21 protein-coding genes and 1 riboswitch are annotated in these 24,084 nt (G+C 73.3%); of the genes, 13 read left to right on the top strand and 8 right to left on the bottom strand.

Annotated elements, in window-relative coordinates; translation table 11 throughout:
- The first annotated feature begins 11 nt into the window (after positions 1 to 11).
- The 4 genes from MMF94_RS24465 (at position 12) to cobT (ending at position 7,172) form a co-directional block, all read left to right on the top strand.
- Positions 12 to 578, top strand: coding sequence for a cyclodeaminase/cyclohydrolase family protein (locus tag MMF94_RS24465; RefSeq protein WP_241039501.1), 567 nt, complete (start codon positions 12 to 14; stop codon positions 576 to 578).
- 57 nt (positions 579 to 635) lie between these two features.
- Positions 636 to 808: riboswitch (cobalamin riboswitch) on the top strand.
- A gap of 31 nt (positions 809 to 839) precedes the next feature.
- Complete coding sequence (gene cobN / locus MMF94_RS24460) at positions 840 to 4,694, top strand: cobaltochelatase subunit CobN (protein ID WP_241039500.1); 3,855 nt, start codon at positions 840 to 842, stop codon at positions 4,692 to 4,694.
- Positions 4,694 to 5,434, top strand: a complete 741-nt coding sequence (gene cobI / locus MMF94_RS24455) for a precorrin-2 C(20)-methyltransferase (RefSeq protein ID WP_241039499.1) — start codon at positions 4,694 to 4,696, stop codon at positions 5,432 to 5,434. The genes cobN and cobI overlap by 1 nt, the downstream gene beginning before the upstream one ends.
- Before the next feature lie 7 nt (positions 5,435 to 5,441).
- Positions 5,442 to 7,172, top strand: a complete 1,731-nt coding sequence (cobT, locus tag MMF94_RS43595; RefSeq protein ID WP_338104350.1) for a nicotinate-nucleotide--dimethylbenzimidazole phosphoribosyltransferase — start codon at positions 5,442 to 5,444, stop codon at positions 7,170 to 7,172.
- A gap of 13 nt (positions 7,173 to 7,185) precedes the next feature.
- Here cobT and MMF94_RS24440 read toward each other — a convergent pair whose 3' ends face one another.
- Positions 7,186 to 7,680 (bottom strand): DsbA family protein, encoded by a 495-nt coding sequence (locus MMF94_RS24440; protein ID WP_277398816.1) that lies wholly within the window; start codon positions 7,678 to 7,680, stop codon positions 7,186 to 7,188.
- A gap of 74 nt (positions 7,681 to 7,754) precedes the next feature.
- Between MMF94_RS24440 and nhaA the strand changes: the two genes are divergently transcribed.
- Complete coding sequence (gene nhaA / locus MMF94_RS24435; protein WP_241039498.1) at positions 7,755 to 9,092, top strand: Na+/H+ antiporter NhaA; 1,338 nt, start codon at positions 7,755 to 7,757, stop codon at positions 9,090 to 9,092.
- A gap of 36 nt (positions 9,093 to 9,128) precedes the next feature.
- Here the strand turns inward: nhaA and MMF94_RS24430 are convergent, their stop codons facing one another.
- The 3 genes from MMF94_RS24430 to MMF94_RS24420 all read right to left on the bottom strand — a co-directional run bounded on the left by MMF94_RS24430 (position 9,129) and on the right by MMF94_RS24420 (position 11,643).
- Positions 9,129 to 10,460 (bottom strand): DNA polymerase IV, encoded by a 1,332-nt coding sequence (locus MMF94_RS24430; protein WP_277398814.1) that lies wholly within the window; start codon positions 10,458 to 10,460, stop codon positions 9,129 to 9,131.
- Between the two features lie 71 nt (positions 10,461 to 10,531).
- Entirely contained in the window at positions 10,532 to 11,227 is a 696-nt protein-coding gene (locus tag MMF94_RS24425; RefSeq protein WP_241039497.1) for a 4'-phosphopantetheinyl transferase family protein, read from the bottom strand.
- A 155-nt stretch (positions 11,228 to 11,382) separates the two neighbouring features.
- On the bottom strand, positions 11,383 to 11,643 hold the full coding sequence (locus MMF94_RS24420; protein WP_241039496.1) for a hypothetical protein: 261 nt from the start codon (positions 11,641 to 11,643) through the stop codon (positions 11,383 to 11,385).
- Positions 11,644 to 12,004: 361 nt separating this feature from the next.
- Here MMF94_RS24420 and MMF94_RS24415 point away from each other — a divergent pair, with 361 nt between their 5' ends.
- Both MMF94_RS24415 and MMF94_RS24410 read left to right on the top strand, forming a co-directional pair.
- Positions 12,005 to 13,135, top strand: coding sequence for an NAD(P)/FAD-dependent oxidoreductase (locus tag MMF94_RS24415; RefSeq protein WP_241039495.1), 1,131 nt, complete (start codon positions 12,005 to 12,007; stop codon positions 13,133 to 13,135).
- Positions 13,136 to 13,174: 39 nt separating this feature from the next.
- Positions 13,175 to 14,362, top strand: a complete 1,188-nt coding sequence (locus MMF94_RS24410; RefSeq protein WP_241039494.1) for a cytochrome P450 family protein — start codon at positions 13,175 to 13,177, stop codon at positions 14,360 to 14,362.
- Positions 14,363 to 14,409: 47 nt separating this feature from the next.
- Here the strand turns inward: MMF94_RS24410 and MMF94_RS24405 are convergent, their stop codons facing one another.
- Together MMF94_RS24405 and MMF94_RS24400 are read right to left on the bottom strand one after the other, a co-directional pair.
- Entirely contained in the window at positions 14,410 to 15,036 is a 627-nt protein-coding gene (locus tag MMF94_RS24405; protein WP_241039493.1) for a CoA transferase subunit B, read from the bottom strand.
- The gene (locus MMF94_RS24400) at positions 15,033 to 15,797 is read right to left on the bottom strand and encodes a CoA transferase subunit A (protein WP_241039598.1); all 765 of its coding nucleotides are present in this window, start codon (positions 15,795 to 15,797) and stop codon (positions 15,033 to 15,035) included. Before MMF94_RS24400 ends, MMF94_RS24405 begins: the two co-directional genes overlap by 4 nt.
- Positions 15,798 to 15,932: 135 nt before the next feature.
- On the opposite strand from MMF94_RS24400, the gene pcaB reads away from it, so the two are divergent.
- The 5 genes from pcaB (at position 15,933) to MMF94_RS24375 (ending at position 21,661) form a co-directional block, all read left to right on the top strand.
- The gene (gene pcaB, locus MMF94_RS24395; protein ID WP_241039492.1) at positions 15,933 to 17,060 is read left to right on the top strand and encodes a 3-carboxy-cis,cis-muconate cycloisomerase; all 1,128 of its coding nucleotides are present in this window, start codon (positions 15,933 to 15,935) and stop codon (positions 17,058 to 17,060) included.
- Between the two features lie 13 nt (positions 17,061 to 17,073).
- Positions 17,074 to 17,835: an IclR family transcriptional regulator domain-containing protein gene (locus MMF94_RS24390; protein ID WP_241039491.1), complete on the top strand. Its 762-nt coding sequence runs from the start codon at positions 17,074 to 17,076 to the stop codon at positions 17,833 to 17,835.
- A gap of 85 nt (positions 17,836 to 17,920) precedes the next feature.
- Positions 17,921 to 19,051 carry an LLM class flavin-dependent oxidoreductase gene (locus MMF94_RS24385; protein WP_241039490.1) on the top strand — a complete coding sequence of 377 codons (1,131 nt, stop codon included), beginning with the start codon at positions 17,921 to 17,923 and terminating at the stop codon, positions 19,049 to 19,051.
- Entirely contained in the window at positions 19,048 to 20,418 is a 1,371-nt protein-coding gene (locus tag MMF94_RS24380) for an NtaA/DmoA family FMN-dependent monooxygenase (RefSeq protein ID WP_241039489.1), read from the top strand. Before MMF94_RS24385 ends, MMF94_RS24380 begins: the two co-directional genes overlap by 4 nt.
- A 187-nt stretch (positions 20,419 to 20,605) precedes the next feature.
- Complete coding sequence (locus tag MMF94_RS24375) at positions 20,606 to 21,661, top strand: winged helix DNA-binding domain-containing protein (protein ID WP_241039488.1); 1,056 nt, start codon at positions 20,606 to 20,608, stop codon at positions 21,659 to 21,661.
- Positions 21,662 to 21,673: 12 nt separating this feature from the next.
- Here MMF94_RS24375 and MMF94_RS24370 read toward each other — a convergent pair whose 3' ends face one another.
- Positions 21,674 to 21,844 (bottom strand): hypothetical protein, encoded by a 171-nt coding sequence (locus MMF94_RS24370; RefSeq protein ID WP_241039487.1) that lies wholly within the window; start codon positions 21,842 to 21,844, stop codon positions 21,674 to 21,676.
- 85 nt (positions 21,845 to 21,929) lie between these two features.
- Here MMF94_RS24370 and MMF94_RS24365 point away from each other — a divergent pair, with 85 nt between their 5' ends.
- Positions 21,930 to 22,895: a GlxA family transcriptional regulator gene (locus tag MMF94_RS24365; protein WP_241039486.1), complete on the top strand. Its 966-nt coding sequence runs from the start codon at positions 21,930 to 21,932 to the stop codon at positions 22,893 to 22,895.
- Positions 22,896 to 22,940: 45 nt separating this feature from the next.
- On the opposite strand, the gene MMF94_RS24360 is transcribed toward MMF94_RS24365, so the two are convergent.
- Positions 22,941 to 24,038 carry a sensor domain-containing diguanylate cyclase gene (locus MMF94_RS24360; protein ID WP_241039485.1) on the bottom strand — a complete coding sequence of 366 codons (1,098 nt, stop codon included), beginning with the start codon at positions 24,036 to 24,038 and terminating at the stop codon, positions 22,941 to 22,943.
- Positions 24,039 to 24,084: the final 46 nt, after the last annotated feature.

Raw genomic sequence — 24,084 nt, 5'->3', positions numbered from 1 at the left:
AGGAGCCGAACGTGGCGGAAGCCAGGGGTTCACTGCTCGACCTGACCGTTCGCGACCTGCTCGACGTGATGGCCGCGCGCACGCCTGCGCCGGGCGGTGGGGGTGCTGCGGCGCTGGCCACGGCGATGGCGGCGGCGCTCACCGGGATGGCGTCGAGGTTCGGCGACGGGGCCGCGGCCGAGAGGGGCGACGATCTGCGCCACCGCGCGGCGGCGCTCGCTGATGCCGACGCCCTGGCGTATGGGACTTTCCTCGCGGCTGTCCGGCTCCCGCACGACGACCCCGGACGGCCCGTTGCCGTGGCCGAGGCACGGCGGGGCGCGATCGGGGTGCCCGCGGAGATCGCAGAGCTCGCCGCGGAGGTCGCCGAGCTTGCCGCGGGCCTCGCCAGGCACGGCAACCCGCAGCTTCGCGGGGACGCCGTGGCTGCGGTCCGGATCGCCGCGGCGGCCGCAGGCACGGCCGCCGATCTGGTCGTGGCCAACGTCCACGGCGAGGAGGGCGTGGCCGACCTGGAACGCGCCCGCCTGCTCGCCACCGCGGCCGGCGACCACGTGACCGAGCTCGATTCCGACTGACGCGCCGTCGGGCGCGCCGGTGGTGCCTGACCTCTCGTTGACCGCGGGTACGGCGCTGTGATCTGGTGTCACGGACGGCAGTGGAGGAAGCCGGTGTGAATCCGGCGCGGTCCCGCCACTGTCACCGGGGAGCGGACGTCCAGCCGAATGACCACTGCCGAGAGGCGGGAAGGTCGGACGGTTCGCGCTGATCCGGGAGCCAGGACACTCGCCGCCGTCGTACGTCCCCGAGCAGAGGGCGCGGACCCTCGAGGAGGAGCGATGGGCGCCCAGACAGGGCCGTCACTGCGCAGCGCCGGTGGAGACGCCGGCCCCGTCCTGCTGTTGTCCACCGCCGACACGGAACTGCTGGCCGCCCGCAGCTCCGGAGCGCTCTACCGCACGGCCAACCCAGCACGCGTCGAGCCCGCGGGGTTGCCCGCCCTGCTCGACGGGGTGTCGGTGGTGGTGTTGCGGTTGCTCGGCGGGCGGCGGGCCTGGCCCGAAGGCGTGGACGCGCTGGTGGCGTCGGGGCGGCCGGTGGTGCTGCTCGGCGGCGAGGCCGCACCGGACGCCGAGCTGATGGCGGCATCGACGGTGCCGGCGGGCGTGGCGTCCGAGGCGCTCGCCTACCTCGCCGCCGGCGGCCTGGACAACCTCCGTGAGCTGCACCGGTTCCTGTCCGACACGGTGCTCCTGACCGGTGAGGGGTTCGCCCCGCCCGTACCGGCTCCCGAGTTCGGGGTGCGCGGCGAGCGCGAGCAGCGCCCTGGCCGTCCGACCGTCGGTGTGGTGTTCTACCGCGCCCACGAGCTGTCGGGGAACACCGCGTTCGTCGACACGCTCTGCGACGCGATCGAGGCCCGCGGGGCCAACGCGCTGCCGGTGTTCTGTGGATCGCTGCGCGGCGCCGACCCGGCGCTGATGGAGCTGCTCGGCCACGCCGACGCCCTGGTCGCCACGGTGCTCGCGGCGGGCGGCACCCGGGCGAGCGACGCCGTGGCGGGCGGCGAGGAGGACTCGTGGGACGCCGGTGCGCTCGCGACGCTCGACGTGCCGGTGCTGCAAGGGCTCTGCCTGACCACGTCCCGGGCGACCTGGGCGGAGTCGGACGCGGCGCTGTCGCCGATGGACGCCGCGATGCAGGTGGCGATCCCGGAGTTCGACGGCCGGTTGATCACCGTGCCGTTCTCGTTCAAGGAGACGGCCCCCGGTGACGACGTGCCGGTGTACGTCGCCGACCCGGAGCGCGCTGCCCGGCTCGCCGGGATCGCGGTGCGGCACGCCCGGCTGCGCGCCACGCCCGTGGCCGAGCGGAAGCTCGCCGTGGTGCTGTCCAGCTACCCGACGAAGCACGCCCGGGTCGGCAACGCGGTCGGGCTGGACACGCCGGCGTCCGCCGTGGTGCTGCTGCGCGCCCTGCGCGATGCCGGGTACACCGTCGGCGACTTCCCCGAGGACTCCGACGCGCTCATCCACACCTTGATCGCCGCCGGTGGGCACGACGTCGAGTGGCTCACGGAGGAGCAGCTGGCCGCCGCCCCGTCGCGGGTGCGCCTCGCCGACTACCGCCGCTGGTTCGATGCGCTGCCCGCCGAGCTCACCGACGGGATGCGCGAGCACTGGGGCGAGCCGCCGGGCTCGCTCTACGTCGACGGAAGCGGAGACGACGCGGCTGTCGTGCTGGCATCTCTGCGGTTCGGGAACGTGGTGCTGATGATCCAGCCGCCGCGCGGGTTCGGCGAGAACCCGGTGGCGATCTACCACGACCCGGACCTGCCGCCCTCGCACCACTACCTGGCCGCGTACCGGTGGCTCGACCACGAGTTCGGCGCAGACGCCGTGATCCACCTCGGCAAGCACGGCACGCTGGAGTGGCTGCCCGGCAAGGGGCTGGGGCTTGCCCCCGACTGTGCCCCGGACGCCGTGCTCGGCGAGCTGCCGCTGATCTACCCGTTCATCGTCAACGACCCCGGCGAGGGCACGCAGGCCAAGCGCCGCGGGCACGCCGTGGTCGTCGACCACCTGGTGCCGCCGATGGCGCGCGCCGACACCTACGGCGAGATGGCCAAGCTCGAGCAGCTTCTCGACGAGTACGCCACCGTCGCGGCGATGGACCCTGCGAAGCTCCCGGCTCTGCGCGCCCGCATCTGGGAGGTCGTCACCACCGCGCAGCTGCACCACGACCTGCACGTCGACACGGCGCCGGGGGAGCACGAGTTCGACGACTTCATCCTGCACATCGACGGCTACCTGTGCGAGGTCAAGGACGTCCAGATCCGCGACGGGCTGCACATCCTGGGTGCCGCACCGCGCGACGAGGCGCAGATCAACCTCGTGCTCTCGATCCTGCGCGCGACGCAGGTCTGGGGTGGGAAGCGCGCACTCCCCGGCCTCCGAGCGGCGCTGGCGGCATGGGCGGGCCTGGACGAGCAGTCCCTCCTCGCCGCACCCGGAGAACCGATAGCGAAGCCGGCCGAGCCGGCCGTTCTCGCGGATCCAGCGGGCGAGAGTGCCGTTGGGTCGATAGCGGCGGTGCCGCCCGTGCTCGCACCCGGGCCGGACGAGCGGGCCATCGGTGTCGACCTGACGGGCGAGAGTGCCGTTGGTCCGGTGGGGCCTGCGCTGGCTCGGCTCGTCGGCGTTGTCGGGGGGCCCGCTGTCACCGGGGCCGATCTCGTCGACGTGCTGGAGGGGGTTGCCCGCGCGCTCGTCACCGGGGTGCAGGCCCGCGGCTGGAGTGAACCTGCCGCGGTCTGCGCGGAGCTGCTCGGCGAGGAGATCCCCGACGTCGTGGCCGTGCTGGAGTTCGGGTGCACGGAGGTCGTGTCGCGCCTGGAGCGCACCACCGACGAGGTCACCGGCGTGCTGCACGCCCTCGACGGCGGCTACGTCCCGGCGGGCCCGTCCGGCTCGCCGACGCGCGGTCTGGTGAACGTGCTCCCGACCGGGCGCAACTTCTACTCGGTGGACCCCAAGGCGATCCCGTCACGCTCGGCGTGGGAGATCGGGAGCGCGCTGGCCGACTCGCTGGTCGCCCGCCACCTCGCCGACACCGGCACGTACCCCCGCAGCGTCGGTCTGACGGTCTGGGGCACGTCGGCGATGCGTACCCAGGGCGACGACATCGCCGAGATCCTCGCGCTGATCGGCTGCCGCCCCGTCTGGGACGACGCCTCGCGGCGCGTCACCGGCGTCGAGGTCGTGCCCGCGCAGGAGCTGAGCCGCCCGCGCATCGACGTCACCGTGCGCATCTCCGGCTTCTTCCGCGACGCGTTCCCGCACGTCATCGCGCTGCTCGACGACGCGATCCGGATGGTCGCCGAGCTGGACGAGCCCGCCGAGCAGAACCACCTGCGCGCCCACGTCGAGGAGGACGTGGCGGTGCACGGCGACCGCCGCCGCGCCACGTCCCGGATCTTCGGCTCGAAGCCCGGCGCTTACGGGGCGGGGCTGCTTCCGCTGATCGACGCCCGCAACTGGCGCAGCGACGCCGACCTCGCCGAGGTCTACGCCGTGTGGGGCGGGTACGCCTACGGCCGCGGACTGGACGGGCGCGAGGCGCGGGCGGACATGGAGCAGTCGTTCCGCCGTATCGCGGTGGCGGCGAAGAACCAGGACACCCGCGAGCACGACATCGTCGACTCCGACGACTACTTCCAGTACCACGGCGGGATGGTCGCGATGGTGCGTGCGCTGACCGGGCGCTCGCCCGCCGCGTACGTGGGCGACTCCGCCGTGACCGACGCCGTGCGGACGCGGACCCTGGCCGAGGAGACCAAGCGGGTCTTCCGGGCGCGCGTGGTGAACCCGAAGTGGATCGCGGCGATGCAGCGCCACGGGTACAAGGGCGCGTTCGAGCTCGCCGCCACCGTCGACTACCTCTTCGGGTACGACGCCACGGCGGGCGTGGTGGACGACTGGATGTACGCCCAGCTCGCCGAGAGCTACGTCTTCGACGCCACCAACCGGGAGTTCATGCAGCGGTCGAACCCGTGGGCGTTGCGCGGGATCACCGAGCGGCTGCTGGAGGCCGCCGACCGCGGGCTGTGGGCCAAGCCCGACGACGCCGTGCTCGACCGGCTGCGTCAGACCTACCTCGACCTCGAAGGCGACCTCGAAGGGGAGGGCGCGTGATGGCAGGCACGCTGGTGGGGGTGGGGGTCGGTCCCGGCGACCCGGAGCTCGTCACGGTCAAGGCGGCCAACCTGCTGGGTTCGGCCGACGTCGTGTTCGTGCCCGTCGCCGACTCCGGGGAGACCGGCCGCGCCGAGCAGACCGCGCTCTTCTACGCCGAGGCGTGGCGGATCGAACGCGTGGTGTTCGCGCTGCACGACCGTGAGCACACGCAGCGCCGGGAAGAGGCCTGGGACGCGGCTGCCGCGCAGGTGGCGCACTGGTTCGACGGGCGTCCGGGCGGCACGGCGGTGTTCGCGACGATCGGTGACCCCTGCGTGTACTCGACGTTCACCTACCTCGCCGCGTCCGTGCGTGCGGTGGTGGGGGAGCTGTCGGTCGAGCTGGTACCCGGCATCACCGCGATGCAGGACCTGGCCGCGCGCAGCGGGACGTCGCTGGTGGAGGGCCGCGAGTCGCTCGCCCTGTTCCCCATGACCGCCGGCCCTGAGCGGTTCCGGGAGGCACTGGAGCGCGGGGACGCCGTGGCGGCCTACAAGTTCGGCCGGATGCTGCCCGCCACCCTCGCCGTCCTGCGTGAGACGGGCCGGCTCGACGACGCCGTCTACGGCGCCGGGCTCGGTCTTGCGGGGGAGGACATCCGCCCGGCCCGCGAGCTCGACCCGGATGAGCACGGTCCCTACCTGTCCACGCTGGTCGTCCCGCCGAAACGCTCCGGGCGCGGCCACGGTCTGCGCTGACGCACCCGTGGACCCCGACGCGTTCTACGAGGTCGTGCACTCCCGGCGGGACGTTCGCTCCGGCTTTCTGCCCGACGCGCCCGTCGACGACGCCGTGCTGCGCCGCGTGCTCGCCGCAGCCCACGCCGCCCCGAGCGTGGGGTTCTCCCAGCCGTGGGACTTCCTCATCATCCGGGACCGGGGCGTGCGGGAGCGGGTGCACGCCCACGTCACCGCCGCGCGCGCCGCCTACGCCGGCTCTCTTCCGGGCGCGCGGGCCGTCGCGTTCCGGGACCTGAAGATCGAGGCGATCCTGGACGCCTCGCTCAACATCGCCGTGACCTGCGACCCCACTCGCGGTGGCCGCCACACGCTGGGCCGCCAGACCCAGCCGCGGATGGCTCCGTACTCGACGGTCCTCGCCGTCCAGAACCTGTGGCTCGCCGCGCGGGCCGAGGGCCTCGGGGTCGGCTGGGTCAGTTTCGGTGACGAGCGTGAGGTGGCGGCGCTGCTCGGCCTGCCACCGCGGCTGGAGCTCGTGGCGTACCTGTGCGTCGGACCCGTTGCCGCCTTCGCGGCCGAGCCGGAGCTCGCCACGGCGGGCTGGGCGCATCGCAGGCCGCTGGGCTGGGCCGTGCATCACGACCGGTACGGACAGCGGGGAATGCCCGAGGAGGAACCGATGGACCTGCTTGCCGAGACCGTCGCCGCGATCGTCGCGCCGGACGCGCAGGCGCGCACCGCCGCGGCCGAGCGCCTCGACCGCATGACGAAGCCCCGCGGCTCGCTGGGGCAGGTCGAGGACGTGGCCGTGACCCTCTCCGGGATCGCCGGGACCTGCCCGCCGCCGATACCCGAGCCCGCCGCGGTGGCCGTGTTCGCCGCCGACCACGGCGTGCACGCCCAGGGCGTGTCGCCGTGGCCGCAGGAGGTCACGGCACAGATGGTGGGGAACTTCCTGGCCGGTGGGGCCGTGGTCAACGCCTTCGCCCGGCGGCTGGGGGCGGAGGTGTGCATCGTCGACGTGGGGGTGGCCGGGTCGATCGAGGGCCCCGGCGCCGCTATGGGCCTCCTGCCGCGCCGCATCGCGCCCGCCACGGCCGACATGACCGCCGGACCGGCCCTCACCCGCGCGCAGGCCCAGGCGGCGGTGGAGGTGGGCATCGAGACCGCCCGGGACCTCGTCGCGGCAGGCAACCGGTGTCTCGTCACGGGCGACATGGGCATCGCCAACACCACCGCGGCCGCGGCCCTGATCTGCGCTTTCACCGGCACCACCCCGGCTGCGGCGACGGGGCGCGGCACCGGCATCGACGACGCGATGCTCGCCCACAAGACCGCCGTGGTGGCCGCGGCCCTGGAGCGGCACGAGCCCGACCCGCGTGACCCTCTCGGCGTGCTCGCCGCGTTCGGCGGGCTCGAGCACGCGGCGCTGGCAGGGTTCGTGCTCGGTGGCGCGGCACTGCGGGTGCCGGTGCTCCTGGACGGGGTGAACGCCGGGGCAGCCGCACTCGTGGCCGGTGCCTTCACACCGACCGCGGTGGGTTACTGCGTGGCCGGGCACCGGTCGGCGGAGCCCGGACACGCCCTCGCCCTGGCGCACCTGGGCCTGGAGCCGCTGCTCGACCTCGGGATGCGGCTGGGTGAGGGCACCGGTGCCCTGCTGGCACTGCCCGTTCTGCAGGCGGCCGTGCAGGCCCTGCTGGACGTCGCCACGTTCGACGCGGCGGGCGTGGCGGACAAGGACGAGACGACCTGACCGAACGTTCGCCCTACTCCAGCAGCGCCGCGATCAGGTCTCCGACGGAGACGGCACCGTGGTACTGCCGCCCGTTGACGAAGAGCGTGGGGGTGCCTCGTACCCCGCTGCGGACTCCCGAGTTGAAGTCGGCCTCCACACGATCCTCGACGAACTGTGTGGCGGGCCACACCACCTTCTCCGGCGGGATCCCGAGCTCCTCCGCGTAGCGGCGCAGGTCCTCCTGCCGCAGCGCGGGCTCGTCGCCCGAGAAGAGCTTGTCGTGCATCGGCCAGAACTGACCCTTGAGGGCCGCGGCCTCCGACGCGACAGCGGCCGAGAGCGCGTAGGGATGCAGCTCTGCCAGGGGGAAGTGGCGGAACGCGAAGACGAGACGGGTGCCCAGACGCTCGCGCACCTCCTCGATCACCGGGGCCGCCTTACGGCAGTACGGGCATTCGAAATCGCCGTACTCGAGGAGCGACAGCTCGGCCCCGAGTACGCCCTGTAAATGGTCGTAATTCCCTATCCGGGGGTCGAGAGTGATCGTGACCTCCAGTGATGTGCGTCGGGCGCCCGAAACCCGGATGGCAGGATCCCCCCGTGGCAGTGACGACCTTAACCGAGCGCGGCGAGCTGAGTCGCGCGGCGCGGTCCTTCATGCGGACCGAATCCGGATCGGCCGTGCTGCTTCTCGCCGCCGCCGTGCTGGCACTGATCTGGGCCAACGTCGGCGGCTACGAGGAGTTCTGGCACACGCCGCTCTCGTTCTCGGTCGGTTCCCTCGACCTCACGCTCGACCTGCGCCACTGGGTCAACGACGGCCTCATGGTGCTGTTCTTCCTCAGCGTCGGGCTGGAGATCTCACGCGAGACCGTGCTGGGCGAGCTGCGGGGTGTGCGGGCGCTCGCCACACCCGCCGTGGCTGCCATCGGCGGCCTGGTCCTACCGGCTGCGATCTTCCTGCTGTTCAACGCGAGCGGACCGGCCGCAGGCGCGTGGGGCATCCCGATCTCGACCGACACGGCGATCGTCATCGGCATGCTCGCGCTCATCGGGCCACGCTGCCCGGATCAGCTCCGGGTGTTCCTGCTCGCGCTCGCGATCGTCGACGATATCGGTGCCGTTCTCGCGATCGCCATCTTCTACACCCACCAGGTCAATTACACGGCGCTGCTCCTGGCCGTCGTTCTGTTCCTGGCGCTCCTGGGGCTGCGATTCGTCGACTTCTGGCGCACCCCGATCTACGTCGTGATCGCCGTGGTGATGTGGGTCGCGGTGCTGGAGTCCGGCGTGCACCCGAGCGTCGTCGGCGTCGCGCTCGGCCTGCTCGTCAACGCCTACGCCCCGCGGCCGCGCGACATCGCCAGGGTGCAGGTGCTGGGCGGCAGCCTCCTCGTTGACCCCAGCCCGGAACGAGCCCTCGCCGCTCAGGCCGCCGCGCTGGAGGCCGTGTCGCCGAACGAGCGGCTGCAGCTGCGCATCCAGCCGTGGAGCAGCTACGTGATCGTCCCGATCTTCGTGCTGGCCAACGCCGGTGTGGTGCTCTCGGGCGACGCGATCGCCGCTGCCGTCGCGTCGCCGCTCTTCTGGGGCATCGTGGTGGGCCTGACGGTCGGCAAGCTGGTCGGGGTCAGCCTGGGCACCTGGATAGCGCTGCGCCTCGGGATCGGGCGGGTGCCCGACACACTGCGGTGGGGCCAGCTGATCGGTGGCGCCGGGCTCGCGGGCATCGGGTTCACGGTGGCCCTGTTCATCACCGAGCTGGCCCTGACCGACCCGGTGCTGGTGAACGACGCGAAGATCGGCATCCTCGCCGGCTCGATCCTGGCGGGGCTGATCGGCTGGCTGATCTTCCGGCTGGCCGGGGAGCGGGGCGGCCAGTGCGCCCCGAGCGGGCTCCCGGTGCTGCCGCCGCGCCCGTGGCGACCGCCTGCCTAGACCGCCGCTCGACGGCCGCGATGGGATCGGGCCGGATCACTGCAGGCTCTCAAGCGGGTCGGCACGGACCAGGTCGCCGTCGTCGGCCGCGAAGGTGTGAGCCCGGCCGGGGCCCGTGCTGCGGGTCTCGAACCGGATCGTGACGCGGCCGTGCCCGGCCCCTTGCACCCAGCCGTGGCCGTGCTCGGCGTGGCGCACGTCGTCGCCGGGGCGCCAGGGGCGGTCGTCGAGCCGTGCCGTGGCGGAACCGGGCTCGTCGGGTTCGGGCCCGACGGGGACGGAGTCCGCCGGCACGGCCTCGAACCGGCCCGGCTCGAACAGCGCAGGCGGGGGGTCGTCGATGAGACCGGCCAGCGACACCCCGATCAACCGCACACCGCCCTCGGGCACCGCCGTGAGTGCCAGCCGCTGGGCAACGGCGGTGAGCGTCTGGAGGTCGGTGCTCCCGCTGCCGCTGGTGGCTGAGCGGCTGGACGTGGTGAAGTCGGCGCTGCGGACCTTGACCGTGACGGTACGGGCCGCGCGCCCCGAGTCGAGGAGCCGCCGGTGGGCGGCCTGGGTCATCCTGGCCACGGCGTCGTGCACGGCCGTCATGGCCGTGAGGTCGCTGTCGAAGGTGGTCTCGGCGCTCACCTGCTTCGCCGCACCTCGCGGCGCGACCGGCCGCTCGTCCACGCCGCGGGCGAGGCGGTGCAGTTCGGTGCCGATCGCGGTGCCCAGCAGGGCGGTGAGCTCGCGCAGGTCCATGGCGGCGAGCTCGCCGATGGTGTGCACGCCGAGCTTGCGCAGCCCCGCCTCGGCCACCGGCCCGACGCCCCACAGCGCGCGCACCGGGAGCGGCGCGAGGACCTCCTGCTCCTCCTGTGGCGCCACGACCCGCAGCCCGTCGGGCTTGGCGAGCTCGGACGCGATCTTGGCGAGCTGCTTGCCGGATCCGGCCCCGACCGAGGCGGGGAGCCCGGTGGCGGCTCGCACGGAGGCCCGCAACTGCGCGCCGAACCGCTCGACCTCGGCCGCCGAGGCACCGGCGAGCGTGGGGGGCTCGAGGAACGCCTCGTCGAGCGAGACGGGTTCGAGCACGGGCGCGGCGTCGGCGAGCACGGCCATCACCCGCTCGCTCAGGGAGTGGTAGAGCGCGAACCGCGCGGGGAGCACCACGGCGTGCGGGCAGAGCCTGCGGGCCTGGCCCATCGGCATGGCGGAGCGAGCCCCGAACACGCGAGCCTGGTAGCTGGCGCCGGCCACCACCGCGCGTGGCCCCAGGCCACCGACCAGCACCGGGCGATCGCGCAGGGTGGGGCGGGTGAGCTGCTCGACGGAGGCGAAGAACGCGTCCATGTCGAGGTGCAGCACCCAGCGCACGCCCACGGCGCCATCATCCCCGAGCCCACCGACAGTTCCCTGGCGCCTCGGGCCGGCTTCCACTGGAGAGTGCGCGCTCAGCTCACTCCGGCGCGCAGGAGGGCGTTGCCGTCCACCTCGTCGACGCGGGGCGGCGCCGTGCCGAGCCCGGCCACAGCCGCCCGGTAGTCGCCGCCGGGATGCAGGTCCCGCAGCCACACCGGCCCGGACGGGGCGCCGTCGCCGGTCCACTCCCGCACGCCGGACGGCCCGAGCGTGATCGCCTTCATCGGGCTGGACAGTCCGGCACCGGTGGCCTTGAGCAGCGCTTCCTTACGCGTCCACGCGATGAAGAACGACGCCGTGTCGGCCACCGACTCCGCCGGGGAGCAGACGTGCTCGGCCATCGCGGCGAGGTCGGTGAGCTCCCGGACCTGCTCGACGTCGAGACCGACCGAGCCGCCCGGATGCACGGCGACTCCCACGAAGTCTCCGGCGTGGGTCAGCGAGAAGCCCGGCCCGTCGACGAGGACGGGCTTGCCGTGCTGCTGCCCGCACTGGCAGGTGCGGTCGAACCGGAGATCGCCCGCCGGCCTGCCGACGGCCTCGGCCAGCACGATCCGCGCAAGCGCGTGCGCGGCGACGTAGCGAGCGCGGTCGGCGGCCAACCGGAAGCGGTCGAGGCGGGCTCGCTCGTGCGCGTCCAGAAGCGCGACGAGGCCGGGCGCGGCCTCCGGCGGGACGGGGGCTGCCCACCAGACGGTGGTGGCGGTGTTGTTGCGCGCGATGGCCACCCAGCCATGGTCACACGTTTCCCCGGCAGCCCCAGGGTTATGAGCGCGACATGGACGCATGACGAGGGACGATCGCGCGCGCGATCAGCGAGATGCGTCCATGTCGCGGGTGTACCGCCGGCCTCGTGGACGCGAGGCCGGCGGTACCGGGGGGATCAACCCGTGCGGCGTACAGGGTTGATCCGGCGGCCCTGCGCAGCTCGGGCACGACTCGGGGCGCCGGGTAGCACGGCGCCGCTGCGGGTCTTCTTGCCCGAGCGTCCGCGACGGGCCGCCCTGTTGGACGGCGCGGGTTCGTCCGCATCGGCGGGCGGAACCGGCCGTCCGAGAACGGTGTCGCGCAGGACGGTGTCGGTGGGAAGGGTGGCGTCGAGGGCGGGGTCGCCCGCGGCGGTGGACAGCAATGGATCACGCATGAGTGCCTCCTGCAGGGTGATGACGAGGCCGGCGGCCGCAACGGCGGCGGAGCCGGGAGGAACCCGGGGCCGGCCGGATGACGGGGACGGAACGGCGCGGACGAGAGATCCGGGCCGCGGTGCCGCACGAGGCGGTCGTCTCTACAGGCGCATGGGAGGAACCGTACGAGGTCGGTTCGCAGGGCGCTACAGGTTTTCCGCCTGGTGCCGTTGCCCGGACCCGGGGTATCGCAAGGCGGAGGAGGCGCCGATACCGCTGTTGTATCGGCGCCGACGACAACGCCGCAAGGCGCCGTCTGGGCTGCGCTGTCGTCGGAGGCGGGGGAGACGACCTCGTTTCCTCGGCACTAGCGTCAGACCCATGACCGACTCCGCGGACGTCGTCGTGATCGGTGGCGGAATCGCCGGCGCGTCGATCGCCTACGAGCTCTCCGCCACCCGCTCGGTGGTGTTGTTCGAGGCCGAGACCGCACTGGCCCGGCACTCGACCGCCCGCTCGGCGGCCACCTACATCCCCGGCCACGGCACCCGTGCGGTCCGGGCGCTCATCGTCGCGAGCGGACCTCGCTTCGCCCGGCTCGCCGAGGAGTTGGACGCGCCGCCGTTGCTCACGCCGCGCGTGGTGCTGCACATCGCCGTGGACGACGTGGGCGAGGCGGCGCTCGCCGCGCTGCTCCGCGAGCAGGCGCAGGAGCCGGGGGCCCCGGTGGCGCTCGACCCCTCTGAGGCGGAGCGCCGGTGTCCGCTCCTCCTGCCGGGCATCGTGCGGGCGGCCGCGGTGGTGGAGGGCGCGGCGGACGTGGACACCGAGGCGCTGCACCAGGCCTACGTCCGCGGGCTGCGCAGGCGCGGCGGCACGGTCCGGGCCGGTGAGCCGGTCACGGCGCTGGAGCCGCGGGGCGACGGCTGGCGGGTGCACGCGGGAGACGCCGCGATCGACACGGCCGACGTCGTGGACGCCGCCGGCGCGTGGGCCGACGTCGTGGCCGGGCTCGCCGGCGTGCCGCCTATCGGGCTCGTCCCGTTCCGGCGCACGATCGCGCTGGTCCCGATACCGGAGGCCGCCCGGTCGCGGGTGCCCGCCGGCCCGCTGCCGATGGTGCGGGAGGCCGACGAGCGGTTCTACTTCAAACCGGAGGGCGACGGGCTGCTGGTGAGCCCCGCCGACGAGACGCCGGTGGAGCCGCACGACGCCCGGCCCGACGAGCTGGACGTGGCGACGGGGCTGGAGCGCGTCGAGGCCGTCACCGGGCTCGGGCTGCGGTCGGTGCGCACCAGTTGGGCGGGGCTGCGGTCGTTCGTGCCGGACCGCCGACCCGTGGTCGGGGCCCGCCCCGACCACCCGGGCTTCCACTTCTTCGCAGGTCAGGGTGGGTCGGGCATCGAGAGCTCACCGGCGCTCGCGGCGTTGGGCGCGGCGGTGGTGACGGGGGAACCGGTGCCTGCCGACATCGCGGTCGTTCCCGGCACGTTGAGCCCGACGCGGCTGTAAGCTCCTGCTTACATCAGTCGGAACGCGCGAAGGAGACCGGTGACCTCCACCGTCGAGCTGTTCGAGGGCGCCTTCTGGCGCGATCCCTACCCGGCCTACGCGGCCCTGCGCTCCGACGAGCCGGTGTGCAAGGTGGAGCGCCAGGACGGCACGGTCTGGCTGCTCAGCCGCTACGCCGACGTGCGCGCCGCGCTCGCCGACCCGCGGCTGAGCAAGGACTGGCGCTTCACGCTGCCGCCCGAGGCGCGGGCGGATGCCCCCACCCCGAACGTCCCCATGATGTTGCTGATGGACCCACCGGAGCACACCCGGCTGCGCAAGCTGGTGTCGCGCTCGTTCACCCTGCGGCGCATGGAGGAGCTGCGCCCGCGGGTCGAGCAGATCGCCGGTGAGCTCCTCGACGCGCTGCCGGCCTCGGGCCGGGTCGACATCATGGCCGAGTACGCGTTCCTGTTGCCCGTCTTCGTGATCTGCGAGCTGCTCGGCGTGCCCGCGGATGATCGCGACGACTTCGCGGCCTGGTCCAACACGATGGTCGACGAGTCGACGCGCGACGAGTCGATGGCCGCTTCCGCCAAGCTCTTCGAGTACCTGAGCAAGCTGATCGAGCAGAAGCGCCAGAAGCCCGACGACGCCCTCATCAGCGGGCTGATCGAGGTGGCGGAGGACGGCGACCGGCTCTCGCAGCCCGAACTCGTCGGCATGGCGATGATGCTGCTCATCGCCGGGCACGAGACCACGGTCAACCTCATCGGCAACGGCCTGCTCGCGCTGCTCACCCACCCCGAGCAGCTCGCGCTGCTGCGCGAGCGCCCGGAGCTGCTGCCGTCGGCGGTCGAGGAGTTCCTGCGCTGGGACGCGCCGGTGCACAGCACCCCGGCCCGCTTCGCCGCCGAGGACGTCGAGTACTCGGGCGTCACGATCCCGGCCGGCTCGATCGTCCAGCTCTCGCTGGCCGCGGCCAACCGCGACCAGGAGCGCTTCGCCGACTCCGAGGAGCTGCGCGTCGACCGCGACGTCTCGGGCCACGTCGCCTTCGGGCACGGCCTTCACCACTGCCTCGGCGCGCAGCTCGCGCGCATCGAAGGTCAGGAGGCGATCGGGATGCTGCTCGCCCGGCGCCCGGAACTGGCACTGGCGATCGATCCGCAGGAGCTGCTCCACCGGCGCAGCACGCTCATCCGCGGTCTGACCACCCTCCCGGTGGAGCTCGGCCCCTCCGCTTGATCGACGTGGTGGCCCTGCGGACGTCCGGCGTCCGCAGGGCCACGGCCTCAGTTCAGTGGTGCGCCCGTCGCCGCTCGTACCTCGTCGGGGGTGACACCGGGGGCGGTCTCCACGAGTGTGAGGCCGGCGTCGGTCACGTCGATCACGGCGAGGTCGGTGACGATCCGGTCCACGCACGCGGCGCCGGTGAGCGGCAGCGTGCACTCCGCCACGATCTTCGGTGAGCCGTCACGCGCGGTGTGTTCCATCATCACGATCACCCGCCGGGCGCCGTGGACGAGGTCCATCGCCCCGCCCATGCCCTTGATCATCTTGCCGGGCACGGCCCAGTTGGCCAGGTCACCGCGGGCGCTGACCTGCATCGCCCCGAGCACGGCCACGTCGACGTGCCCGCCCCGGATCATCCCGAAGCTCGTGGCCGAGTCGAAGTAGGACGCCCCGGGCAGGACGGTGACGGTCTCCTTGCCCGCGTTGATCAGGTCGGCGTCGATCTCGTCCTCGGCCGGGTACGGGCCCACACCCAGGATGCCGTTCTCCGAGTGCAGCACGACGGTGCGCCCCACGGGGATGAACCCGGGCACCAGCGTCGGCATCCCGATCCCGAGGTTGACATACGAACCGTCGGGCAGCTCGGCGGCCACACGCGCGGCGAGCTGATCACGGGTGAGCGTCATGCCGTCTCCACCTTCGAAGCGCGTACCGTCCGGAACTCGATGGGCTTGTCGGCGTCGGGCACGTGCACCACGCGCTGCACCTGGATGCCCGGGGTGTGCACGGCGTCCGGGTCGATCTCACCCGGCTCGACCAGGTGCTCGACCTGCGCGATCGTGACCCGCCCGGCCGCGGCGCACACGGGGTTGAAGTTGCGCGAGCTGCGCCGGTAGACGAGGTTGCCGTGGCGATCGCCCTTCCAGGCGTGCACCAGGGCGTAGTCGGGGGAGATCGCCTCTTCGAGCACGTAGGACCGCCCGCGGAACTCCCGCACCTCCTTGCGCGGCGAGTGCACCGCCACACCACCATCGGCGGCGTAACGCCACGGCAGCCCGCCGTCGGCGACCTGGGTACCCACACCAGCCGGGGTGAAGAACGCCGGGATACCCGCACCGCCCGCGCGCAGCCGCTCCGCGAGCGTGCCCTGCGGAGTCAGCTCCAGCTCGATCTCCCCGGCCAGGTACTGGCGGGCGAACTCCTTGTTGTTGCCCACATAGGAGCCGATCGTGCGCCGGATCCGGCCGGCCGCCAGCAGCGTGCCCAACCCGAAACCATCGAGGCCGAGGTTGTTGCTGATCGTCTCCAGATCCGTGGCGCCCTGCTCGAGCAACGCCGCGATCAACACCGCCGGCACCCCGGACATCCCGAACCCACCCACCGCGAGCGACGCGCCGTCAGGGACGTCGGCCACCGCTTCGGCCGCGGACGCGACCACCTTGTCCATCACGACAGCCGACCCTACGGCGCTGTGCGTCAGACGTACAACTGTTCGCACAGCGAACACACTCCGGCTCCGCGAGTCGCCTAGACGAGCGGGGCTGTGCCTCGCGGCCGCACGGGGGCACGTAAGTTCCGGCCCATGTCCAGTGCTCTGTTCGACCCGGTGTTCGGGGCCGACCGGGTGGCCGCCCGGCTCGACGACGCGTCGTGGGTGGCCGCGCTGGTCGCCGTCGAGGTGGCGCTGTCGCGCGCCGCCGCCGAGCACGGGGTCGTCCCGGCGAAGGACGCGGAGCGCATCGCGACGGTGGCGGCGGACCTCACGATCGACCCCGCCGACCTGGGGCGCGCGGCCGTCGAGGGCGGGAACCCGGTGATCCCGCTGGTCCGGCTGCTGAGGTCGGCTGCGGGGGAGGCCGGTCGCTCGGTCCACCCCGGCGCCACCAGCCAGGACATCATGGACACGGCCGCGGTGCTCCTCGTGGGCTGGGCCGGGGAGATCGTGCTCGACGACCTGCGTGGAGCGGCCGACGCCGCCGCGGCGCTGGCCGACGCGCACCGGACGACCCCGATGATCGCCCGCACCCTCGGCCAGCAGGCGTTGCCCACGACGTTCGGCCTGGTCGCGGCCGGCTGGTGCGCCGGGCTCGACCGGGCCAGGACGGGCCTGGCCCGCGTCCTCGCCGCACTGCCCGTCCAGTTCGGCGGGGCGGCGGGCACCCTCGCGGCGCTGCATCCGCACGGGCCGGCCGTGGCCGCGTCGCTCGCCGCGGGCCTGCGGCTCTCCGACGCCGCACCGTGGCACACCGAGCGCACGCGGATCGGCGAGCTCGCCGGCGCACTGGCCGTCGCCGCCGGGGCGTGCGCGAAGCCGGCCACCGACATCGTGCTGCTCGCCGGGACGGAGCTCGGGGAGGTGTCGGAGGCCGCGCCGGGCGACTCGTCGTCGATGCCGCACAAGCGCAACCCGATCGCCGCGATCACGGCGCGGGGAGCGGCGCGACGCGCTCCCGGGCTCGCCGCGGTGCTGCTCGCCGCCGCCGACCACGAGCACCAGCGTGCTGCCGGAGCCTGGCACGCCGAGTGGGAGACGCTCGGCGATCTGCTCCGCGCCACCGGCGGCGCGGCGGCCCGGCTGCGCACGTCCCTGGAGGGCCTGGCCGTCCACCCGGACCGGATGGCCGCCGACCTCGCGCTCACCACCGGCACGAACCCCTCGCCCGGGCACGCCGCCGACCTGGTGGACCGGCTGCTCGCGGAGCGGCCGTGACGGCGGCGCCGCGGTGACCGAGCACGTCCGCTCGCTCGCCCGCGGCCTCGCCGTGATCAGGGCGTTCGACGCCGAGCACCCGGAGCAGACCCTCAGCGAGGTCGCCCGGCGCACCGGGCTGCCGCGGGCCGCCACCCGGCGCTTCCTGCACACCCTCACCGAGCTCGGCTACGTCCGCACCGACGGACGGATCTTCGCGCTGACCCCCCGCGTGCTGGAGCTGGGCTACTCCTACCTGTCCAGCCTGTCCTTGCCCGAGATCGCCGCGCCGCACCTGGAGGCGCTGGTCCGTGAGGTGCAGGAGTCGGCCTCGGTCTCGGTGCTCGACGGCGGCGACGTCGTCTACGTCGCCAGGGTGCCGACCTCGCGGATCATGACGGTCGCCATCACGATCGGCACCCGCCTCCCGGCCTACGCCACGTCCATGGGGCGGGTGCTGCTGGCCGCCCTCCCGCGCGAGGAGCGGGCACAGCGGCTCGCCGAGCTGCGACCGCGAGCCCTGACCGACCGCACACTCACCGATCCGGCGGACCTCTCCCGCGAGCTCGACGGGGTGCGCGAGGCCGGGTTCTGCGTGGTCGACCAGGAGCTGGAGCTGGGGCTGCGCTCGATCTCCGTGCCGGTGCGGGGCGCGGCAGGCAGCGTCGTGGCGGCGGCGAACGTCAGCACGAGGGCAGGCTCTCGCGACGTCGTTCGCGAGATCCTTCCGGCGCTGCGGGCCTGTGCGTCGGCGATCGAGGCCGACATCGCCGCAGGTGACCGGAGTCCGCGCTGACGCGCACGCCGATCGGTGGGAATGTGCCGGTGACGGCCCCGGGTTTGCACGGGAGACCGGTCGACGTCACCCACCGGAGGGACGCATGGCACAGGGCACGTATCTGGCGGTGGAAGTGTCCGGGGCGGGCCGGCACCCGGCTGCGTGGCGACGGCCCGACGCGCGTCCCGAGGAGCTGCTCACCGCCGCCTATCACGTCGAGCTGACGAGGCTCGCCGCCGGCGCCGACTTCGTGGCCGTGCCCGACTCGCTCGTGCCGCCGTCCGGCGACCCGGACCTCGTGCCCATTCGACTGGACGCGGTGGCCATCGCCGCAAGGGTGGCGCCGGTCGTCCCCGGGGTCGGGCTGGTCCCCGCGGTGACCGTCACGCACACCGAGCCGTTCCACATCTCCAAGGCGATCGCCACCCTCGACCTCGTGTCCTCCGGCCGCGCCGGCTGGGAGCCCCTCGTGTCGCGCACTCCGGCGGAGGCGGAGCTGTTCGGTCGCAAGCCGGCCGCACCGGCCGCCGACCTGTGGCGCGAGACCGCCGACGTCATCGAGGTCGTGGCGGCGCTGTGGGACTCCTGGGAGGACGACGCGGTCATCCGCGACGTCGCCACCGGCCGCTACGTCGACCGCGACAAGCTGCACTACATCGACTTCGCCGGCGAGTTCTTCTCCGTCAAGGGCCCGTCGATCACCCCGCGCAGCCCGCAGGCGCACCCGCTGGTGGTGCTGCGCGGCGACGAACCCGAGGCACTCGGGGTCGCCGCCGCCCGGGCCGACGTCGTGCGGGTCGCGGCCGCCGACCTCGCCGCGGCCCACACCGCCCGCGAGCGGGTGCGTGCGGCAGTGGCGGCGGCCGGCCGGAACCCGGACGACGTCGCCGTGCTGCTCGACGTGGAGGTGCTGCTGGACTCGGACGCGGCGGGCGCCCGCCGCGCGCTCGACGCGCTCGACGCCCACCGCGAGCTCGCCGCCTCGTCGCTGCGGGTCGTCGACACGGCGGACGCCCTGGTCGACGTGATCGCGGAGGCCGTCTCCGGCGGTGCTGCCGACGGTGTCACCGCCGTGCCCCTGGCGCTGCCCAGCGGCGTGCAGGCCATCGCCGCCGATGTGGTGCCCCGGCTCGCCGAGCGCGGCCTGCGCCCGCCGGTGCCGCCCGGTGCGACGTTGCGCGAGCGCTTCGGCCTGTCCCGGCCCGCCAATCGGTACGCGGAGGTGAACGCATGAACGCCAAGAAGCAGATCCATCTGGCCGCGCATTTCCCCGGCGTCAACAACACCACGGTGTGGAGCGACCCGGAGTCCGGGAGCCAGACCGACTTCGCCTCGTTCGTGCATTTCGCGCGGACGGCCGAGCGGGGCCTGTTCGACTTCCTGTTTCTCGCCGAGGGGCTGCGGCTGCGCGAGCACCGCGGCCGCATCCACGACCTCGACGTGGTCGGGCGACCCGACACGCTCACCGTGCTGAACGCGATCGCCGCCGTCACCACGCACCTGGGCCTGGGCGGCACGCTCAACACCACGTTCAACGAGCCCTACGAGCTCGCGAAGCAGCTGGCATCGCTCGACCACCTGTCCGGCGGCCGGGCCGCCTGGAACCTCGTCACCAGCTCCGACGCGTTCACCGGCGAGAACTTCCGGCGCGGCGGGTTCCTGGCGCCCGAGCAACGCTATGAGCGGGCGCAGGAGATCCTCGACGCGGTCCGTGAGCTGTGGCTCTCGTGGGCGGAGGACGCCATGGTGGCCGACCGGGAGCGCGGCGCGTTCGTCCGCGACGGCGCGGCGCCCGTCGTCGAGCACCGGGGAGAGCAGTTCTCGTTCTCGGGACGGTTCTCGCTCCCGCCGACTCCGCAAGGACATCCGGTGCTGATCCAGTCCGGCGACTCCGACGCGGGGCGCGAGTTCGGCGCCCGGACCGCGGACGCGATCTTCTCCCGGCACGGCACGCTCGAGTCCGGCCAGGCGTTCTACCGCGACCTGAAGGGCAGGCTCCCGCGCTACGGACGTTCCGAACGGGACGTGACGATCCTGCCGGCCACGACGTTCGCGCTCGGCGACACCCCCGAGGACGCAGCGGAGGCGGCGGCGGAGATCCGGCGGGCACAGGTGAGCCCGCAGACCGCGATCGCATTCCTCGAGCAGGTGTGGGGCCGCGACCTGTCGGCCTACGACCCGGACGGCCCGCTGCCCGACGTCGATCCCGATCCGGAAGGTGTGTCGATCACGCGCGGCCGGGTGCGGCACGAGAAGGACAGCCTGGCCGTGGCCCGGCAGTGGCGGGAGCTCTCCGAGGCGAAGGGCGGCCTCTCGATCCGGGAGCTGATCATCGAGACCACCGCGCGGCAGTCGTTCGTCGGCACGCCACGGCAGGTGGCCGAGCAGATGGACGTCTACGTGCAGGAGAACGCCTCCGACGGCTTCATCCTCATCCCGCACCTGGTGCCCGGCGGGCTCGACGAGTTCGTCGAGAAGGTGGTGCCGGAACTGCAGGACCGCGGCAGCTACCGCACCGAATACACCGGGCCGACCCTGCGCGACCACCTCGGGCTCGCCCGCCCCACCGCCGGTCGGTCGACGGCGCGGGCCGCGGGATGACGGCCTCTCAGAGCCGGCCCCGGTCGCGGGCCACGCGGGCGGCCTCGATCCGGTTGCGCACCCCGAGCTTGGTGATCGCCGTCGAGAGGTAGTTGCGCAGGCCGTCGGCGGCGAGGCGGAGCACCTCGCGCTGTCACGTTGGTGGGAGATCGCCGGAATGTCGGTGGTTCGCGGCACACTCCCCGGCATGGCCGAGCGGGTGCTGTCCATCGAGGAGATCAATCGCGCGGTCCTCGCCCGTCAGCTCCTCCTGGAGCGTGCGTCGCTCGCGCCGGAACGTGCTGTCGAGCAGGTCGCGGGGCTGCAGACGCAGTACGCGCCGTCGGGCTACGTGGGGCTGTGGTCGAGGCTCGCGGGCTTTCGCCGGGAGATGCTCACCGACGCCCTGATGAGCGGGCGCATCGTGCAGGGGTGGGTCATGCGCTGCACGATCCACATGGTCTCGGCGCGCGACTACCGGCCTCTCACCGAGGCGGTGCGCGCTCCACGGCGGGAGTGGTGGCTCCGGGCCTACCGCGCGGCCGCCACCGACATGCCGAAGGTCGCCGACGCCGTGCGCCGCTATCTGGCGGAGGGGCCGCTCAAACAGGCCGAGATCCAGCGGCTCCTCGCCGCCGACGGTTTTACGCGCGAGGTGTGGTCCGGAGCCCAGCTCTGGATCGACCTGGTCCGGGTGCCGCCCGCAGGCACCTGGGCCACACCGCGGGCTCACGTCTACGGGCTGGCGGAGCACACGGTTCCCGTGCCCGAGCCCGCTCCGTCGGAGGAGGAGGGCCAGGAGCTGCTCGTGCGGCGCTACCTGGGCGGGTTCGGCCCGGCGTCCGCCAAGGACGTCTCGTTGTTCTGCGGGTGGACGGTCACCACCGCGCGGCAGGTGTTGCAACGGCTGGAGCTGCGCCGGTTCCGTGACGAGTCGGGTGGCGAGCTGTTCGACCTGCCCGGTGCCCCGCTGCCGCCCGCCGGCACTCCCGCGCCCGTGCGGTTCCTGGGGCAGTGGGACGCGGTTCTCCTCGTCCACGCGCGGCGCGCGCAGATCCTTCCCGAGGAGCACCGACCGGTGGTCTTCGCCACGACGTCGCCTCAGTCGGTGCCCACGTTCCTCGTCGACGGTCGCGTGGCGGGCACCTGGCGCCACGTCGACGGCGCCGTCCGCTGCGAGCCGTTCCACGAGCTGCCCCCTGCCGCCGCGCGTGAGCTGCAGGAGGAGGCCGAGCGCCTCACGCAGTTCTACGCGTCGGACTGAGGGTCGGGCGGGTCAGGGAATGCGGATGTCCGAGCGGTAGCCGTTCATCCCGCGCAGCTCTGCGAGCTCCCGCTCACGGTCGCGGTCGGCAGGCGCGGGGGCGTCGTGCCGGGTGGACGGACGGACGATCGAGATCGTGACGGCGATGGCGACGAGGAGGAGAACGATGAGTGCGGTAGCCATGGCAGAAATTGTCCGCTGATCTACTTCCTGCCAACAGTGGCAGAGGTGCCTAGCACAGCAAAAATCCTGCCACTATGCTCTCCGCATGTTGTCCACCGTCGCTGCGCTGGTGCTCCCGGAGGTCTCGCCGTTCGAGTTCGGCACGATCTGCGAGGTCTTCGGCATCGACCGCACGGCCGAGGGAGTGCCGCCCTTCGAGCTGCGGGTGTGCGGTCCGGTGGCCGGGGAGCCGGTGTCGAGCACCGTGGGAATGGGCGTCGTCCCGCACCACGGGCTCGACGGGCTGCGCGGCGCCGACCTCGTCGCGATCGCGGCCACCCGCCTGCGGACGTTCCCCGAGCCCGTCCTCGACGCGCTGCGCGGCGCCGCCGCCGACGGGGCCACGCTGCTCAGCGTCTGCTCGGGAGCGTTCGTGCTCGGTGCGGCCGGGCTGCTCGACGGCCGCCACTGCACCACCCACTGGATGAACGTCGACGAGCTGCGCGAGCTCCACCCGCAGGCCCTCATCGACCCGGACGTGCTGTTCGTCGACGACGGCAACATCATCACCAGCGCCGGCACGGCAGCGGGTATCGATGCCTGCCTGCACCTGGTCCGCCGGGAGCTGGGCAGCGCGATCGTCAACCTGATCGCCCGCCGCATGGTCGTGCCACCGCAACGCGACGGCGGGCAGCGGCAGTTCGTGGAGCAGCCGGTGCCGCGGTGCTCGTCCGACGGCCTCGCGCCCGTGCTCGACTGGGTGCTCGAGCACCTGGAGATCGAGCACACGGTCACCGACCTGGCTCGCCGGGCCCGCATGTCCGACCGCAGCTTCGCGCGCCGCTTCGTCGCCGAGACCGGCACCACGCCCCACCGCTGGCTCACCCTCCAGCGCGTTCAGCGGGCGCAGCGACTTCTCGAGGACACCGACCTCGGTATCGACGAGGTGGCCGAGAGCAGCGGTTTCGGGAGCGGGGCGCTGTTGCGCCACCACTTCCGGAAGGTCGTCGGCGTCGCGCCGGTCGACTACCGGCGCACCTTCACGGTGCGTGCGGCGGTCGCCGGGAACTGAGGGAGCTGCGCTCCCGAGACGCTGACGGCTCGCGCGCCGGCAGGGTCAGTCGGCCAGCAGGCTCACCGGCTCGGAGGCTCGGCCGCCGAGCTCGACCTGGTGTATGAGCTGCGGGATCGGTAGGGGTCGGCTGCGGGTGACGGTGGCGGCGGCCACGCCCGGCAGGGCGATGAACGGATACGCGTCCTCCAGCCGCGAAACGCGCTCACAGACCTCCTCGCAGAACCACATGACCCTCTCCGGGGACCAGGAGGGGAGTACGACGAGGAAGTCCTCGCGGCCGATCCGCACCACCCGGTCGACGTTCGTCAGCAGGTCCTGCACGCACCCGCTGACCCCGTGCAGGGCGGCGAGCTCCGCGCGAAGGCCGTAGTCCGCCCGCACCTCGGCGATGCCGAACACCCGCAGCAGGGCCAGGCCGATCGGCAGCGTGCCCGCGCCGAGACCGGCCGTCCAGCGCTTGAGGAACTTCTCGGTGTACAGGCCGGTGCGGGGGTCACGCTCGCCGCTGTCCTCAGCGACGGATTCGAGCGCCACCTGCGCCTCGGTGCGGGACCGGACGGCGGCCTGCATCCGGTCGGCGAGGAACCGGGCCGGGACGCCCCACCAGCCCTGGTGGTCGGGTTCGGGTACGCGTTGCACGGCTTGGAGCACGTCGTCCATCTCGGCGATCACCCCGGCGGGCAGCCGCAGCTGCGAGCGCAGCCGCAGCACCTCGCGGAGGGCGTCCTCGCGGCGGAAGGACCACCGGCCGCGGAAGCACCTGCCTTCCTCGATCGTCCGGGCAACGGGGTCGACCAGTTCCAGGTCGGTGGCGACGAGGGTGGCGCCGCCGTGGGGTCCGAGCACGGTGACGCTCCACTCGCGGGCCAGCGGCCCCGTCGCCGGCGCCAGCGCGAGATGGAGCCCGCGGGGCAGCTGGGGTGGAATCTCCTCGGCCATCCCGACGAGCGTGACGGCACCGGCCGACGCGATGTTCCGGTAAACGGGCAGCTCACGCTGGAAGTAGGAGTGCTTCTGGAACATCGCGATGACGATCAGCGGCTCACCGGGGGCGGCTGCGAGGGCGAACTGCTCGATCGCGTGAGACAGCTCGACGAGCATGGGCTTGCCGAGAAGTTCGCCGGCCCTACTGCGGTCCACGAGCCCGGAGGGTAGTCCGCATATGTATCCCTCCTGTTGCGCCGAA

Source organism: Pseudonocardia alaniniphila, from assembly GCF_022524485.1.
Taxonomy (GTDB): Bacteria; Actinomycetota; Actinomycetes; order Mycobacteriales; family Pseudonocardiaceae; genus Pseudonocardia; species Pseudonocardia alaniniphila.
The sequence above is the reverse complement of the archived record's forward strand: the minus strand, read 5'-3'. Positions and strand labels throughout refer to the sequence as shown.